Source organism: Nocardia glycosmidis, from assembly GCF_052545115.1.
The window spans coordinates 169149-184502 of sequence record NZ_JBQWRH010000008.1; the positions used below are offsets into that span (position 1 = coordinate 169149).

15 protein-coding genes are annotated in these 15354 nt (G+C 67.7%); 6 read left to right on the forward strand and 9 right to left on the reverse strand.

The genetic code is table 11. The annotated features are described in order from the left end of the window. Nucleotides 1-26: 26 nt before the first annotated feature. The 4 genes from ACT86A_RS12805 to ACT86A_RS12820 form a co-directional block, all read right to left on the reverse strand. Complete coding sequence (locus ACT86A_RS12805; RefSeq protein WP_445092296.1) at nucleotides 27-788, reverse strand: lysophospholipid acyltransferase family protein; 762 nt, start codon at nucleotides 786-788, stop codon at nucleotides 27-29. A gap of 11 nt (nucleotides 789-799) precedes the next feature. After that, the gene (locus tag ACT86A_RS12810; protein WP_445092297.1) at nucleotides 800-1549 is read right to left on the reverse strand and encodes a lysophospholipid acyltransferase family protein; all 750 of its coding nucleotides are present in this window, start codon (nucleotides 1547-1549) and stop codon (nucleotides 800-802) included. 99 nt (nucleotides 1550-1648) lie between these two features. After that, entirely contained in the window at nucleotides 1649-2059 is a 411-nt protein-coding gene (locus tag ACT86A_RS12815) for a PIN domain nuclease (protein ID WP_445092298.1), read from the reverse strand. Further along, nucleotides 2056-2268 (reverse strand): type II toxin-antitoxin system VapB family antitoxin, encoded by a 213-nt coding sequence (locus ACT86A_RS12820; protein ID WP_445092299.1) that lies wholly within the window; start codon nucleotides 2266-2268, stop codon nucleotides 2056-2058. The genes ACT86A_RS12815 and ACT86A_RS12820 overlap by 4 nt, the downstream gene beginning before the upstream one ends. A gap of 142 nt (nucleotides 2269-2410) precedes the next feature. Between ACT86A_RS12820 and ACT86A_RS12825 the strand changes: the two genes are divergently transcribed. Beyond that, nucleotides 2411-3949 carry a Rieske 2Fe-2S domain-containing protein gene (locus ACT86A_RS12825; RefSeq protein ID WP_445092300.1) on the forward strand — a complete coding sequence of 513 codons (1539 nt, stop codon included), beginning with the start codon at nucleotides 2411-2413 and terminating at the stop codon, nucleotides 3947-3949. Between the two features lie 96 nt (nucleotides 3950-4045). Here ACT86A_RS12825 and ACT86A_RS12830 read toward each other — a convergent pair whose 3' ends face one another. The 5 genes from ACT86A_RS12830 to serS all read right to left on the reverse strand — a co-directional run bounded on the left by ACT86A_RS12830 (nucleotide 4046) and on the right by serS (nucleotide 10203). Further along, the gene (locus ACT86A_RS12830) at nucleotides 4046-5002 is read right to left on the reverse strand and encodes a DMT family transporter (RefSeq protein ID WP_445092301.1); all 957 of its coding nucleotides are present in this window, start codon (nucleotides 5000-5002) and stop codon (nucleotides 4046-4048) included. 121 nt (nucleotides 5003-5123) lie between these two features. Continuing rightward, the gene (locus ACT86A_RS12835; RefSeq protein ID WP_445092302.1) at nucleotides 5124-5657 is read right to left on the reverse strand and encodes a hypothetical protein; all 534 of its coding nucleotides are present in this window, start codon (nucleotides 5655-5657) and stop codon (nucleotides 5124-5126) included. Then, nucleotides 5546-6796 (reverse strand): MFS transporter, encoded by a 1251-nt coding sequence (locus ACT86A_RS12840; RefSeq protein ID WP_445092390.1) that lies wholly within the window; start codon nucleotides 6794-6796, stop codon nucleotides 5546-5548. The genes ACT86A_RS12835 and ACT86A_RS12840 overlap by 112 nt, the downstream gene beginning before the upstream one ends. Nucleotides 6797-6977: 181 nt before the next feature. Beyond that, nucleotides 6978-8840, reverse strand: coding sequence for a putative bifunctional diguanylate cyclase/phosphodiesterase (locus ACT86A_RS12845; RefSeq protein ID WP_445092303.1), 1863 nt, complete (start codon nucleotides 8838-8840; stop codon nucleotides 6978-6980). Nucleotides 8841-8940: 100 nt separating this feature from the next. Beyond that, entirely contained in the window at nucleotides 8941-10203 is a 1263-nt protein-coding gene (gene serS / locus ACT86A_RS12850) for a serine--tRNA ligase (protein ID WP_445092304.1), read from the reverse strand. 92 nt (nucleotides 10204-10295) lie between these two features. Here serS and ACT86A_RS12855 point away from each other — a divergent pair, with 92 nt between their 5' ends. The 5 genes from ACT86A_RS12855 (at nucleotide 10296) to ACT86A_RS12875 (ending at nucleotide 15303) form a co-directional block, all read left to right on the forward strand. Beyond that, nucleotides 10296-11996, forward strand: a complete 1701-nt coding sequence (locus tag ACT86A_RS12855) for an aldehyde dehydrogenase family protein (protein WP_445092305.1) — start codon at nucleotides 10296-10298, stop codon at nucleotides 11994-11996. A 105-nt stretch (nucleotides 11997-12101) separates the two neighbouring features. Continuing rightward, on the forward strand, nucleotides 12102-13244 hold the full coding sequence (locus ACT86A_RS12860) for a septum formation family protein (RefSeq protein WP_445092306.1): 1143 nt from the start codon (nucleotides 12102-12104) through the stop codon (nucleotides 13242-13244). A gap of 10 nt (nucleotides 13245-13254) precedes the next feature. Beyond that, entirely contained in the window at nucleotides 13255-13605 is a 351-nt protein-coding gene (locus ACT86A_RS12865; protein WP_445092307.1) for a metallopeptidase family protein, read from the forward strand. A gap of 164 nt (nucleotides 13606-13769) precedes the next feature. Continuing rightward, entirely contained in the window at nucleotides 13770-14081 is a 312-nt protein-coding gene (locus tag ACT86A_RS12870) for a PE domain-containing protein (RefSeq protein ID WP_445092308.1), read from the forward strand. Nucleotides 14082-14133: 52 nt separating this feature from the next. Further along, nucleotides 14134-15303, forward strand: coding sequence for a PPE domain-containing protein (locus ACT86A_RS12875; RefSeq protein ID WP_445092309.1), 1170 nt, complete (start codon nucleotides 14134-14136; stop codon nucleotides 15301-15303). Nucleotides 15304-15354: the final 51 nt, after the last annotated feature.

Genomic DNA, 15354 nt, shown 5'->3' on the forward strand with positions numbered 1-15354 from the left:
GTCACCGTGACGAGCGACCACGGCCGCTATGCCTGGTGCGGAGCACGACCGGCGGCCTTGGCTCGGCGTCTTGCCATTTCCTCGCGTTCCAGAACCGCCGCCTGCTCGAGAGTGGGAGCGCTGCCGCCGAGCCGAACGGGAACCCAGCGAGCCCGCTCCGGCATTCGGTAGTTCCGCTGAGCGTTTTCCAGCAGTTCACTCATGTGGGCACGAAGGGTTGCGCTGAGCGCGTCCGGCGGTTCGGCGGGCGGGATCGGCGCGCCGATCCGGATATTGATCGGGAAGTTGTGGCGGCCCAGCTGTTTCGGGATGTCTTTGGTCCAGACGCGGTGCGCACCCCAGATGACAAGGGGAACGATCGGCACATCGGCTTCAATGGACATGCGGGCCGCGCCGGACTTGAATTCCTTCAGCTCGAAACTGCGGCTGATGGTCGCCTCCGGGTAAACCACGACCAGTTCGCCCTCGCGCAGCGCCGTCACCGCGCGGGCATACGATTCGGCGCCCGCGGTGCGATCGACACCGATCGCCTTGCAGTGCTTCATCAGGAAACCGATGATGCCGTGTTCGAGTTCGGCTTTCATCATGAATCGGACGTTGCGGCCGGACTTGCGCCCGACCAGCCCGACCTCCATGAAGTCCAGATACGCCGTGTGGTTGACGGCGAGCACCGCCCCACCGGAACGGGGGATGCGCTGTTGGCCTTCGATGTCGATGCGCAAGCCCTGCGCCAGGAAAATGGTTCGGGCCAGGCCGGCGAGAAGGTCGTACACCGGTTCCCGCGCCATCCGATCTCCCGTTACTGCCCCGCCGCACTTCTACGCGCGGCCTTCGCTTCCGCCTCGGCGGCATCCAACGCATCCGCCTCCTCCAGGGTAGGAGCACCGCCGCCGAGCCGGGCCGGAACCCAGTACGCACCGGGCTCGTGCGGATAGTCCTTCTGCACGTCGAGCAGCATGTCCTGCATCGTCGAGCGCAGCTGGGCGGTGAGTTCGGCTGCGGGTTCGAAAGGCTGGATCGGTTCGCCGACCGCGATCGAAATAGGCGTGTTGGTGCGGCCGAGCCGCTTCGGGAACCCCTTGGTCCACACCCGCTGCGCACCCCAGATGACGATCGGGATGATCGGCACCTGTGCCTCGATTGCCATGCGCGCCGCGCCCGATTTCAATTCCTTGATCTCGAAGCTGCGGCTGATGGTCGCCTCGGGATACACCCCGACCAGTTCTCCGCGGCGCAGATACTCCACCGCGGCCTGGTACGACTCGGCCCCCGCCGAACGATCCACCGGAATATGTTTGAGGGCCCGCATGATCGGGCCGGAGATCTTGTCGTCGAAGACTTCCTTCTTGGCCATGAACCTGACGTAACGCTTGGGGGTGCGCACCGGTAGGCCCGCGTAGGTGAAGTCCATGTAGCCGGTGTGGTTCACCGCCAGCACGGCGCCACCCCGCGCGGGGATATGTTCATCGCCCGTGACGGTGAACTTCAGACCTTCGAGGAAGAAGACGGTACGGGCCAGCCCGATGACGGTCCGGTAGACGGGTTCCACAAGTCTGCAAGCGTAGTCGCTGACCGCCCCTTCGGCACTGCTCCGTCACCGCGTGCCACACCGCTACGCCCCCGATTCCCTCCGGGTGGGCCGCCCGGTTCAGACGTCCGTGACGAAGGCGATCTGCTGCCCGGTGATCCGAGCAATCACGTCGAAGTCGCGATCATCGCACAGCACGACAAGCCGATGGTGCTCAGCTGTCGCCGCGATCAGAAGATCTACCGGCCCAGCCGAACGGTGCATCCCCTGGTCTGTCATCAGCTGCTGAACCTCGTCAGCGCGTTCGTATCCGCGCTCGTACATCGGCACCCAGCCGAACAATTCACGTAGCAGCCGCTTCTTCTCCAGTCGATCGGCCAACGACCGCGCGGAATACAAGAACTCGAGCTCCACGATCGGGCAGGTCGCGATCACCCCGGCGGTCAACTGGTCTGCCCATGCGCGTCGGAACTTGTCTTGCAGGAGCCGGAACAGACCTGACGTATCGATGAGGTAGAGGGCAGGTGTCACCGGCGGTACGCGGCCTTGTTGCCGATGAACTCGTCGAAGTCACCACGGTCGGCCATCTCACCCAGTCGGGCAAGCGCCCGGATCCGCACCAGTCGCTGACCGACTTCGCGGAGCGCGGCGTTGACTGTTTCTTTCTTCGTCTTCGTGCCGAGCACCTCGGCCGCGAGGGCCAAGGCCTCGTCATCGATCTCGATCGGAGTCTTCGACATTCCGATCAGCCTCCTACGGATACCTACGACGTCTCTTGTGGATATCCAGAGTACCTTCCAGGCCGGAGGGCGCCACCGCATCGGGCGACGTCTCGGCCCAACTATTACCCTGGTTGGCTGGCGACAGCAGGAGGAGCAGCTAGTGCAGATCACCAGCGTCGGACACGCCGGGTTCCACATCCGCACCACCGCCGGGTCGATCCTTTGCGACCCCTGGGTGAACCCCGCGTACTTCGGTTCGTGGTTCCCGTTCCCCGACAACACCCAGTTGGATTGGGCCGAGCTGGGCGCATGCGATTTCCTTTACGTCTCGCATCTGCACCGCGATCACTTCGACGCGAAGACGCTGGCCGAGCACGTCGACAAGGACGCGACCGTGCTGTTGCCGGACTACCCGGTGCCGGATCTGCGGCGGGAATTGGAGCTCCTGGGCTTCCACAAGTTCTTCGAGACGGAGAACTCGGTCAAACACACGGTGACCGGCCCGGGGGGCGAGCTGGACATCATGATCATCGCGCTGCGTGCCCCGGCCGACGGCCCGATCGGCGACTCCGGGCTCGTCGTCGCCGACGGCGAGACCACCTGCTTCAACATGAACGACGCCCGCCCGGTCGAGATGGACGTGCTGCACGAGGCGTTCGGTCACGTCGACATCCACCTGCTGCAATACTCGGGCGCGATCTGGTACCCGATGGTCTACGACATTCCGGCCCGCACCAAGTCGAACTTCGGCAAGCAGAAGCGTCAGCGCGGTATGGACCGCGCCCGCAGCTATATCGAACAGGTCGGCGCGACCTGGGTGGTGCCTTCGGCAGGTCCGCCGGTGTTCCTGGACGACGAGCTGCGCTACCTCAACGACGATCGCGGCGACGAGGGCAACATCTTCCCCGACCAGAAGGTGTTCCTGGAGCAGATGCAGATCCACGGCGATACGGGCGGGATCCTGATGATCCCGGGCTCGGTTGCCGACGTGCGCGGCGCCGAGCTGACGCTGACGCACCCGAGCGACCCGGCCGAGATCTACGACAACAAGGCCGAGTACATCGAGCGGATGGCGCAGCGCCTCGCGCCGGTGCTGGAAGCGGAGAAGGCGACCTGGGCCACCGGCGAGGGCGCGGTGCTGGAGCCGCTGCAGAAACTCTTCGAGCCGATCATGGTGCAGAGCGACCTGATCTGCGACGGCATCGGATACCCGGTCGGTTTGGTGATCGGCGAGGAAACCGTGGTGCTGGACTTCCCCAAACGCACGGTGCGCGCGCCCATCGAGGGCGAGGGTCGCTACCGCTACGGCTTCCGCATCGCACCGGAGCTGGTGCAGACGGTGTTGCGCGACCAGGAGCCGGACTGGGTGAACACCATCTTCCTGTCCACCCGCTTCCAAGCCTGGCGGATCGGTGGATACAACGAGTTCCTCTACACCTTCTTCAAATGTCTCACCGACGAGCGGATCGCCTACGCCGACGGATGGTTCGCCGAGGCGCACGACGATAGCGCCTCCACCGAACTCGGCGATTGGGAGGTGCAGCGGCGCTGCCCGCACCTGAAAGCAGACCTATCGAAGTTCGGCGTGGTGGACGGCAACACGCTCACCTGCAACCTGCACGGCTGGCAGTGGGATCTGGAGTCCGGGCGCTGCAAGACATCCAAGGGACACGAACTGCGTTCACGCAAGCTGAGCTGAGGCATCCGAATCCCGGATGCGAGGACCTTGCGCCGACCGTCGCCACCCGGCTTGATCGAACCCACCTTCGATCCGGTCGGGAGCCGGCCAGCCGGCTCACGACCGCGATCGAGTCGCGACGCCTACCGCGACGAGAGTGAGTACGCAGCCGATGATCGCGGTCGCCGAAAGGCCCGCGCTTGTCGGGGTGATCAGGTCGAGGACCAGGGCGAACAGCAGTTGCCCTGCCACCGAGGTGAGGCCGAGCAGCAGGACCCCGATCCAGCGGACGGTCAGCGCGGCCAGCGCGATGAAAGCCACGCCGATCAGGCCACCGACGTAAAGCCAAGGCTCGGTGGGGAATTGGGCCGAACCGCCGACGGTGGCGCGCACCGCGGCCGCGAGGACGAGCAACGCGCCCAGCCCGACACAAAAGTTGATCATGGCCGCCGAGAACGGTCCGCCGACGGCGCCGACCTTGCCGTTCACCGCCTGCTGCCAGGCCAGGCCGATCCCGGCCAGCGCCGGGAGCACGATCAGCAGCGCGGTCGGCGCGTCGCGCAACGCGTCCGGCACCGAGAGACCACCGCTGACGGCAGTGCCGGGGCCGAATCCGGCGGCCAGCACCGCGAGCACACCGAGCACCGCTGCGATCAGCCGCACCCCGGTGACCGGCGTGCGTCCGCTCGGGCTGAGACCGAGACGGTCGACGACCAGGCTGCTGAGCAGTTGGCCCGCGACAGTGGCCACGGTGAACGCGGTGACGCCGATCGTCGCGACGGTGAGACCCTGGCACGCGACGAAGAAGGCGCCGCAGAGACCGCCGAGCAACTGCCACGGCCGCAGCACACCCTCGGACAACGCCCGCCGCACCTGCCGCGCACCGTCGCGCAGCCGCCCGCTGACCGCGAAACCCACCGCCAGCACCAGCAGCCCGGTGCCGAAACTGATGGTCGCGGCGGCAATACCGTCGTGCAGGCGCGCACCGAGCGCCCCGTTGATCCGTCCCTGCACCGCGACGCCGGCGCCGATAGCGAATCCGAAGACCAGCCCCAGCCTCACCCGCACGGTCATGGTCCGCACGCTACCCGGGGCCGAAGCGCCGTCCGGTCGAGCGGCCGCCCACACTCGCTATCCGCACGACTGGCACGAGAATGCGGCAATCGCGAGCGCGGGGTCTCAGGTGGCGTACCGCTCACTGGCGGCGGGGCAACCAGCGGGGCGTCGACGCGGCTATGGCGAGCACGGCGAGGCCGAGCAAGGCCAGCAGGGTGGACATCGAGTACCGAATGGTCACCACGGCGGCGAAACCGAAGACCGCCAGCGCGACCACCTCGCTCAGCAAGCCGGACACCGAGGTGACCGTGGCACGCGCCGGGCCCTCGATGGCGTCCTGCAGGCGCGCGCCCGCCACGACCACCGCGTTGTGCACGATGCCGTAGGAGATGCCGATCGCCGTGAATCCGAGCACCGCCAACGGATACATGGCGTCGGTCCGCCGGGCCGCAAACCCTGCGACCAGCGCGCCGGCGAGGAACAGCACACCGGAGACACCCATGACGATCCCCATCGCCCGGCCCGACATGCCTTCGGTCCGCCCGCCCAGCACGGAACCGATCAGCGAACCCAGCACGGTGAGACCGACCAGCAGCGGCACCACCGCGGTGGAAACGCCGATTTGCTGCGCGAGCAGACCGAAGTATTCGTCGAACGCCGTGATGCCGAACAACAGCGCTTCCAGCAACACGCCATGGCGCACGCCCGCACCCGAACCGCCTCCACGACACCGGCTTTCAGCATGCCCAGATACTGGACGAACGGTCGTGGCCGTTGGGTCGAGCCGCCCGGCAAAACACCTCGCTCGCCCGAAACCGAATGCGTTACTTGCGGATCCGAGCCGGCGCGATTGCCCGCGTCCACCGAACCGCCGTCGGTGGCCGCTGAGTAGCCGCCAGGAACGGCGCCTCCCGCCGCACCGCGCGCATCGGCGTTCGACGCGCAGCCGAGCGCGGCGATGTTCGGTACAGGGGCGATGTTCGGCACAGCGCAATCGCCCGGATCGCTCCTGCCGACGGCACCTGGCACGGTTGCGCGGGCGCCGACCCCATCCGCGGCCTGCACACTCGCCCCCACCACGGCATCGGCTTCGACGGCACTCTCCGCTGCGCAATCGTTGGCAGCCGACGCCGTATCCACTCGAAGAGCTGGATTGCCCGGATCGGTACGTCGCGCTGGAGTGTGGGTGGCACCGGAACGCACTGCGCTGTCGTCCTCGGAAGACTCCGGTAGAGCGTCTTCCAAATCGTCGACATCCGCCGCGGACACCGCTTTCGGCGCTGTAGGCAGCGACAGCGCGACTACCGTGTGCACGGCCGCGACCGCAACGCTGGACCAGCCGACCAGCGCGTAACCGCCGTAGAGGTAGAGCGGGGTCGCGGCGACGATCGCGACGACCACGGCGGCCTCCGCACCCGCGCGGGTGTAACCGAGAATCCCCGGGTAGGACGCTGCCTTCCCGCGAGCGGCGAGGTCGTCGTAGAGCAACGCCTCGAACGTGCCGGAGGCCAAGGCGCCGGACGTGCCCCACAGCACGAATCCGGCAGCAAAGCCTGGGAAGGAGGGTGCCACGGTCCACAGGGCGAACCCGGCGGTCAGCAAGGCACCGCTCAGCACCAGCAGACCGCGCCGCGAGACCGTGTCGGCCCACGCGCCGGAGGGCACCTCGAGTAGGAACGACGTCGCCGACCAGATCGCGAACAGCGCGGAGATCTGCCCCGCGCTCATCCCATGGTCGGCGAACAGCAAGGCGTACAGCGCGTACAGCGGAATCAGTTCACCAGTGCTCTTGAAGAGTACGGCTCGAACGATCAGCGAGCGAAGGCTGAGATTGCGCGCGCTATCTGTCGATCGGGCGCGCAGCGTCCCCGCGAATCAATAGGCGTAGAGGAGCAAACGCATGCCGTCAGCATGACCACCTTCGCCGCGCAGCGTCAAGGGAATTAACCGCCGTACAGCGTCAAGGGAATCAACCGGGGCGTCAGGAGCAGGATCAGCGCAGCGGTACCCAGCCGTTGGCGTGGACCGAGTCCCCGTCGCCCAGTTCCCGCTCCGTGGCGTCGATACCCACCCGGCCGTGGTTTTCGTTGAGGTCGCTGATCAGCTCCGACACCGGATGCGAGTCGCTGTAGTGGTAGCCCTGCGCGAGCGCGAAGCCCAGTTCGGTGAGCACCGCCGCCTGGTACTCGGTCTCGACGCCCTCGGCGATCACCTGGAGATCCAGCGCGTTGGACAGGGCGGCGATCACGCCGAGCAGCGGCGGCGCGGGCGAGCCCGAGCGGATCGCGGCGACGAAGGACTGGTCGACCTTGAGGATGTCGCTCGGCAGCGTGGCCAGCCTGCTGAGCGAGGAGTACCCGGTGCCGAAATCGTCGATCGCGATGCGCACACCCCGCTCGCGCAGGGTGTGCAGATTCGTGATCGCGGTCTGCGATTCCGCGGCCAGCTCACTCTCGGTCACCTCGAGCACGAGCTGATCGGCGGGCCAACCGGTACTGGCGAGAATGCCCGCCACCCGGTCGGCGTAGCCGGCCTCGGCCAGCTCGAGCCCGCTGACGTTCACGTTCAGGGTCAAGTCGAGCGCGGCGAAGGTCTCCTGCAGCCGCGCGGCATCCGCGCAGGCCCGGCGCAGCACCAGTTCGTCCAGGTCGGCGATGAGGTCGTACTCCTCGGCGACGCGGATCAGACCCTCGGTGGTCACGTCCGGTTGCGCACTGGACGACCAGCGCAGCAGCGCCTCCACGCCGACCGCCTTGCCGCCGCCCTCGGTCAGGCTGACGATCGGCTGGTAGTGCACGTCGAGGGCGCCGCGGTCGATCGCCTCCCGCAGCTCCACCGCCAGCGGCAGCTGCCGGGAGGACTCCAGCACCGTACGGTTGCGTCCGGCCTGCTTGGCCCGATACAGGCCGACATCGGCGCGACTGACCAGCAGCGATCCCGATTCCCCCGGCTGCCAGGAGGTCACGCCCGCCGAACAACCGGTGGTCACCGCTGCGCGCAGCTGCTCGGTGAGCAGGATCGCGGCCTGTTCGGTGGTATTCGGCAGCAGCAACGCGAACCCGTCCCCGACGTAACGAGCCAAACGCTGATCGGGAGCGAGCAGTTTCGACCAAGTGTCGGCCACCCGCTGCAGGACCGCGTCGCCCGCCCGGTGCCCGAGGTGGTCGTTGATCTTGCGGAACCGGTCCAGGTCGACCAGCACCAGCGCGAGCCCCTGCCCGGACCGGGTGGCGTGCTCGATCGCGGTGTTGAGCGCACGATCGAAGCCGCGCCGGTTCAGCAGGCCGGTGAGCACATCGATGTCGGCCTCTGAGGCCATCCTGGTGAGGATGCCGACGACGATGCCGACGCCGAGAGTGACACCGCCCGGGATCAAGCCCGACCACCACGGCAGTCCTGGGGTCGCCGGCCGGGTGGGCAGCACCCAAAAGCACAGCGCCAGCGCTGACACGATGTGCGCCGCCGCCTGCGGCCAGGCGAAGAACAGCGCGGCGTCGCACGCGATGAACACGTAGAACGACGCGAGGCCGAGCGCGCCGACCGTGTTCGGGAACGAATGCACGGCGATGGTCACCAGCGCGGTCGCGATCGCGACGTAGACGTGGTGGATCGAATGCGGCAGTCGCGGCCCCCACGCGAGCAGCGTGAGACCGAGCGCCAGCGCTACCGCTGCCGCCCCACCGACCAGCGGCCGATTACCTTCCTCGCCAGGGGCGATCGCGGTGAGGAGCAGGCCGAGAACTCCGCCCATCACATAGAACGCCCCGGTCGTTCGAGCCATGACCATGGCCGTCGCCAGCGCAGATGCGGCCCGCACCCGAGTCCGGGTATCGCCGCGAGACCCGATTCCTCGCACGAGGGACAGCCTAGACACAAGGAATCCGGCCGGCTGCCACATCCAAGGAATCCGACACGGCGAACCGGTAGCTATTTACTTGTCCGTCATATGCCCGTTGTCAATTCGGCGGCCGGAGCACCTCGGTGCCGACAAACGGGACCAGCGCAGCCGGAACCCGGACCGATCCGTCGGCTTGCTGATGGTTCTCCAGTATCGCGACGATCCAGCGGGTGGTCGCGAGCGTGCCGTTCAAAGTGGCGGCGACCTGCGGTTTTCCGTTCTCGTCGCGATAACGTACGGCGAGACGGCGCGCCTGATACGTGGTGCAGTTCGAGGTCGAGGTCAGTTCCCGATAGGTCTGCTGAGTCGGCACCCACGCCTCACAGTCGAACTTGCGCGCGGCCGAGCTGCCCAGATCGCCCGCCGCGACGTCGATCACACGGTAGGGCACCTCGACGGCCGCGAGCATCTCCTGCTCCCAACCGAGCAGCCGCTGATGTTCGGCGTCGGCCTGGTCCGGCGTGGTGAAGACGAACATCTCCACCTTGTCGAACTGATGCACCCGGATGATGCCGCGGGTGTCCTTGCCGTAGCTACCCGCCTCCCTGCGGAAGCACGAGGACCAGCCGACATACCGTTTGGGGCCGCCGCTCAGATCGAGGATCTCGTCCGAGTGGTAACCCGCCAGCGGCACCTCCGAGGTGCCGACGAGGTAGAGATCGTCATCGGCGAGATGGTAGACCTCGGCCGAGTGCTGGCCGAGGAATCCGGTGCCGGCCATGATCTCCGGACGCACCAGCACCGGTGGGATCATCATGGTGAAGCCGTTGGCCACGGCCTTCTGCGCGGCCAACTGCAGCAGACCCAGTTGCAGCAGCGCACCGTAACCGGTGAGGAAGTAGAACCGGGCGCCGGATACCTTCGCGCCACGCTCGGTGTCGATCAGGCCGAGCGACTCGCCCAGCTCCACGTGGTCTTTCGGCGCGAAGTCGAATTCCCGTGGCGTGCCGATGGTTTGCAGCACCAGGTAATCGTCCTCGCCGCCCGCGGGAGCACCTTCCTGCACCACGTTCGAGATGGCGCGATGTGCGGCGTCCAGATCGGCGTCGGCCGCGTGCTGGGCGGCCTCGGCCTCCTTGACCTTGACCGACATCTCGCCGGCCTGGGCGAGCAGCGCGGAGCGCTCCTGGGTACTCGCCTTTCCGATCAGCTTGCCCATCGCCTTGTGCTCGGCGCGCAGGTTGTCCGCAGTGGCCACCGCGGCACGCCGCGCCGCGTCCGCCTCGAGCAGCGCGTCGACGAGGGCGGGGTCTTCGCCGCGGGCGCGCTGCGAGGCACGGACCACGTCGGGGTTGTCCCGCAGGAATCGGAGGTCGATCATGGGCCACCAGCCTAGTAGTCGACGTGTTTCCGTTTCACGCCGATATCCCAGGATGCGGTCCATCGGCCCGGAATCGCGCGCATAGTGGGCTTGTGGGCACGCCATTCGACGAGACCGCCATCGACAACGCGCTGGCCGACCTCACCGCGGGCGAGAAGGCATGGGCCGCCACCGCGCTGCGCCGGCGCCGCGAACTGCTCGCCGAGATCCACGCGCGGACCGGCCGCTTCGCCGCGGATTGGGTGCGGGCCGCATGCGTCGTCAAGGGCCTCGATGAGGATTCGCCGCTGGTCGGCGAGGAATGGATGTCCGGCCCGCTCACTCTGCTGCAAGCCACGGCCGCGCTGTCGGACACTCTGGCCATGCTGGAGGCCGGGTACAGCCCCCTGACCGGCGTCACGCTGAAAGCGACACCGGGCGGCCGGATAGCGGTGCCTATCTTTCCGCGCGGCGTCTACGACCGTCTGCTACTCAGCGGTTTCCGCGGCGAGGTATGGCTGCGGCCCGGCATCGACGGCGACACCGCGCGCAGGCGGGCCGGACTTGCGCAGCTGGATCCGACCGCGACCGGCGGTATCGGCGCGGTGCTGGGCGCGGGCAATATCACCTCGATCCCGCCGCTCGACGCGCTGTACGAGCTGTACGCGCACAACCGAGTGGTCGCGCTGAAGCTCAACCCGATCACCGACCCACTGTTCACGGTGTTCGAGATGGTGTTCGAGCCGCTCCTCGAGCTGGGCGTGCTGCGGATCCTCACCGGCGGCGCGGAGCAGGGCGGTTACCTGGTGCACCATCCCGACGTCGCGCACGTGCACATGACCGGCAGCGCGCACACCCACGACGCGATCGTGTGGGGTCCCGGCCCCGAGGGTGTGCAGCGGAAGCAGGAAAACCGTCCACTGCTGGACAAACCGATCACCAGCGAGCTGGGCGGCATCTCGCCGACCCTCGTGGTGCCCGGCGCCTGGTCCGACGCCGATCTGCGCTACCAGGCCGAGCACGTGGCCACCCAGCGTCTGCACAACGGCGGCTACAACTGCGTGGCAGCGCAGACGGTTGTGCTCAGCGCGGACTGGGACCGCAAAGACCAGTTTCTCGATGAACTGCGCCTGGCCATGGAGCGGGCGCCGCAGCGACCGGCGTATTACCCGGGCAGCGACGCACGCGTCGCCGACGCACTGGCGTCGTATCCGGGGGCCGAGCGCCTGGGTGCGGGCCGTGTGCTGATCGACCAGCTCCCGCAAACCGATACCCCGCTGCTGCGCACCGAGTACTTCGCTCCGGTGCTCGGGGTGGTCGAGCTGCCTTACGCGGGCGGCGACTTCCTGCAGCGTGCGGTGGACTTCGCGAACGCGGAGCTGACCGGAACGCTCGGCGCGAACGTGATCGTCCCACCGATCACCATCCGCAGGCTCGGCATCGCCTTCGACCGCGCGATCGAGCGGCTGCGCTACGGCGCGATCGCGGTGAACGCCTGGACCGGGCTGGCGTTCCTCGCCCCGCGCGCCGCCTGGGGCGCTTTCCCCGGCCACACCCTGGACGACGTGCAGAGCGGAATCGGTGTGGTGCACAACGCCTTGCTGCTCGATGACGTGGAGCGCACCGTGGTGCGCGGTCCGTTCCGGCCCGCGCCGCGCTCGCTGCTGCGCGGTGAACTCGCTATCGCACCGAAGCCGCCGTGGTTCATCGACAACGCTTCGGCCGCGACCACCGCGCGCAGGCTGACCGAGTTCTACGCCGAGGCCAATCCCGCCAGACTGCCGGGCGTCTTCCTGTCGGCGCTACGGGGCTGAAACCCACCGCAGTTGGACCCACCGCGGTAAGACCCACAGCAGTTGCCGCGCCGATCGAGCCAGGTCGTCGCACCACGAGACGGACACCTGCCATGATGGACCGCGATGTCCCCTGAACCTGTGTCCCGGTCCCGGCGCGCGCCGACGCGCGGCGCGTCCTCGCGTGCCGACACGGTCCGCCACACGTTCGGCTCGGCCAAGGCCACGTTCGCCGACAGCGGCAACCTGCGCGAGGTGCAGCTGTCGGCGCGCACCTTGCGCTGGGGTCTGTTCGCGGTGGCCGTCGGCGCGGTGGTCGCGGCCCTGGTGACGCTGTTCGTGACCGGATTCGACAATGAGAAGGGGCTCGAGGCACACAATCCCGGCTCGCCACCGCAACCGGTACTGGACAAGGTGTTCGGTACCGCGGCCAAGGGCGACTGCCTGAGCTGGACCAAACCCGACCGATCCGACCTGGTCAAGGTGAATTGTTCGAGCAAGCACCTGTTCGAGGTCGCCGCCGATATCGACATGAGCCGCTATCCGGGTAAGGAGTTCGGACCCGGCTCGCGGTTCCCCGACTCGTTGCGGCTCACCGAGCTCAAAGAAGAGCACTGCCTGCCCGCCGTGCAGAAATACCTGTCCGGTCGCTTCGATCCGCGCGGCAAATACATTGTCGGGCTGATGTATCCCAGCCCGGACGGCTGGCAGCACGGTGACCGCACACTGCGCTGCGGGCTGCAGGTCGCGGCGAGTGTCGGCACGCCGTCCTCGGTCGGCAGCGCGGCCGAGCACGACCAGTCCAGGGTGTACGAGCCCGGGGTGTGCCTCGGCATCAACCAGAATCTGCCCACCGATCCGGTGGACTGCGCACAGCCGCATGCCATCGAGATCGTCTCCACCGTCGACGTGGGAACGCACTTCAACGGCGGCCCACCGCCGAAGGAGGAGCAGGACAAGTTCGTGGAGCAGGAGTGCACCCGCACCTCGACGGAGTACCTCGGCGGGCCGGACGTGATCCGCAACAAGACACTGACCCTGTTCTTCGACTACATCGATGCTCGCAGCTGGATGGCGGGCAGCCGCAAACTGGACTGCATGATCGGCAAGGGAGCCGATCAGGAGGGCTTCGCGCCGATCACCGGCTCGGCCAAGGGCGACATCCTGGTCAACGGCCAGGCTCCGGTGCCGCCGCCCAACAACGGACGGTCCACGCCCGCACCGCTGCCCGGCGCCGCACCGCTGCCGCCACAGCCCCAGCCGCGGTAGCGGATCGCCGATGCCCGTCTCGATGTCGGACGACCGGTTCGAGGAATTGGTCGGCGACGCATTGGATCTCATCCCGCCCGAGCTGACCCGCGCGATCGACAACGTGGTCGTACTGATCGAGCCGCGCAATCCGGAGGATCCCCAGCTGCTCGGGCTGTATCACGGTATCGCGCTCACCGAACGCGACAGTCAGTACGGCGGGGCGCTTCCCGACACCGTGACGATCTACCGCGAGACCATTCTCGAACTCTGCGCCGACGAGGCAGCGGTGGTGGAAGAGGTGGCCATCACCGTGATCCACGAGATCGCACACTATTTCGGGATTGACGAAGACCGTCTGCATCAGCTGGGATGGGGCTAGTCTTGTCCGAGTCGTATTGCGTACCCACCGTCGTGGGTGTGTAATCGGCAGCGAGATCGAAAAGTTGGGGATTCGATGGAACCGATTGTGTTGCCGTCGCGTCCTATCACTCGAAGGGGGAATTCTCGTGGTTCCGCCCCACAGCCACTAGAAGGAGTCGAGTCATGGTTGGACATGTACTGATCGCACCCGAAACCATTCTCGCAGCCGCGGCCGAGCTCGACCTCGTCGCCGAACGGCTGGCCGCCGCCGCGGCGATCACCGCACCCGCGACGCACGTATTGCCCTCCGGCGCCGAGGAAGTCTCGTTCGTCAGCGCAAGCCACTTCAACCAGGGGGCGATGTCCCACGACCGGGCGATCGCACAGGCGATTCTGGAGTGCCACCACGCCGCGGCCACGTTACGTATGCAGTTGGCCCAGCACGTCGCCGGTGATGTGGTGCGTGCGGCCGGCATCAGCGCCGTTCAGGTGTAGGTCCGCGAACGAGACTGTCAGCAACACTTTTAATTCAGGGGAGTAGTCAAACATGGTTGCAGGAGTCACCGGCGTGATCTGGGCGGCCCGGCCGTCGGAGGTCAATTCGGCCACCCTACATGCGGGCGCGCACGCCATTCCCATCTCGGCCGCCGCCACCGCCTGGGGCGGGCTCACCGCCGCCTGGGTCGACGCGACAACGACCGTCGCCAGGGTGATGGCCGAACTCGGCGTCGGCATGGAGGGCGTCAACGGTATCGCCGCACTGGGCAAGCTCACCGGCTTCCTCGGCTGGTCCGAACAGCAGGGCGTGCAAGCGGCTGCGATGGGCGGGAAGGCCGCGGCGAACGCCACCGCCTACACCGTCGCCGCGCTGGCCATGCCGAGCCCGCCGGAAATCGCGGCCGTCAACACCGCCTTGACCCTGTCGGCAAACCCGGCGGGGGTCGTGAGCGGCGCCTTCGAGGCCGCGGAGATCGCCCGGAACGCGATGGACACCCGTGCCGCGCTGGTGATGGAGACCTACGAAGCCGCGACCAGCGCCATGCTCGCGACTCCTGCTGAGTTCCTGATGCCGCCGCCGATCGCCCAGGGCGCCGGAACGGCCAGCCCGGAGCAGGCGGCCGACAAGGCATCCGACGTTCCGGTGGATCCGATCCAGGGCGCTATCGCAGCCACCCAGGCGTTCTTGAGCAACCCGGGCGTGGCAAGCGTCGCCACCCAGGCAGCCCAGGCGGTCGGCTCAATTGCCACCGCCGGCGTTTCGACGGTCGGAAATGCCGCGGGCAGTGCCATCGCCACGGCGACGACGACCAGCGCTCCCGCCATGTCGGGCATCGCTCCGATGTCCATGGGCGCGGGTGCGGCCGCCGCCAGTGCCGCCGCCTCGACACGCGCGGTGTCGTTCACCGGCCTCGGATCCGCGGCGAGCGTCAACGGCTCGCTCAAACTTCCCGAAGGCTGGGGCGCGAGCGGCACCATCGGTGGGCCTGCACCGGCGCAGGAAACCGCTACGGCCCACCAGGCCGACGCGACGCCGGTCCGGCAAGCGAATCCGGGCAACGGCAACCCACTGCTGGGCAACCAGGCTCGCACCGATGAGGACGACGAGACCGAGCACAACGGCCTGGACTACCTGCGGTCGACCGAGCACTTCAGCGACGGCCGGTTCGCCGCCGACGGAGTCATCGGCGGCGGTGACATCAGCGAGACGGCTAAGTGACCGTACTCGGTGCGGGCCGCGGCCCGTCGACGCTCGAGGCGGTCGTCCTGT

Excerpts from the sequence above, each read along its gene's own strand:
- ACT86A_RS12860 (WP_445092306.1), top strand. The coding sequence starts at position 12,102 with ATGTCCCCTGAACCTGTGTCCCGGTCCCGGCGCGCGCCGACGCGCGGC.
- ACT86A_RS12865 (WP_445092307.1), top strand. The coding sequence starts at position 13,255 with ATGCCCGTCTCGATGTCGGACGACCGGTTCGAGGAATTGGTCGGCGAC.
- serS (WP_445092304.1), bottom strand. The coding sequence starts at position 10,203 with ATGATCGACCTCCGATTCCTGCGGGACAACCCCGACGTGGTCCGTGCC.
- ACT86A_RS12875 (WP_445092309.1), top strand. The coding sequence starts at position 14,134 with ATGGTTGCAGGAGTCACCGGCGTGATCTGGGCGGCCCGGCCGTCGGAG.
- ACT86A_RS12830 (WP_445092301.1), bottom strand. The coding sequence starts at position 5,002 with ATGACCGTGCGGGTGAGGCTGGGGCTGGTCTTCGGATTCGCTATCGGC.
- ACT86A_RS12870 (WP_445092308.1), top strand. The coding sequence starts at position 13,770 with ATGGTTGGACATGTACTGATCGCACCCGAAACCATTCTCGCAGCCGCG.
- ACT86A_RS12805 (WP_445092296.1), bottom strand. The coding sequence starts at position 788 with ATGGCGCGGGAACCGGTGTACGACCTTCTCGCCGGCCTGGCCCGAACC.
- ACT86A_RS12820 (WP_445092299.1), bottom strand. The coding sequence starts at position 2,268 with ATGTCGAAGACTCCGATCGAGATCGATGACGAGGCCTTGGCCCTCGCG.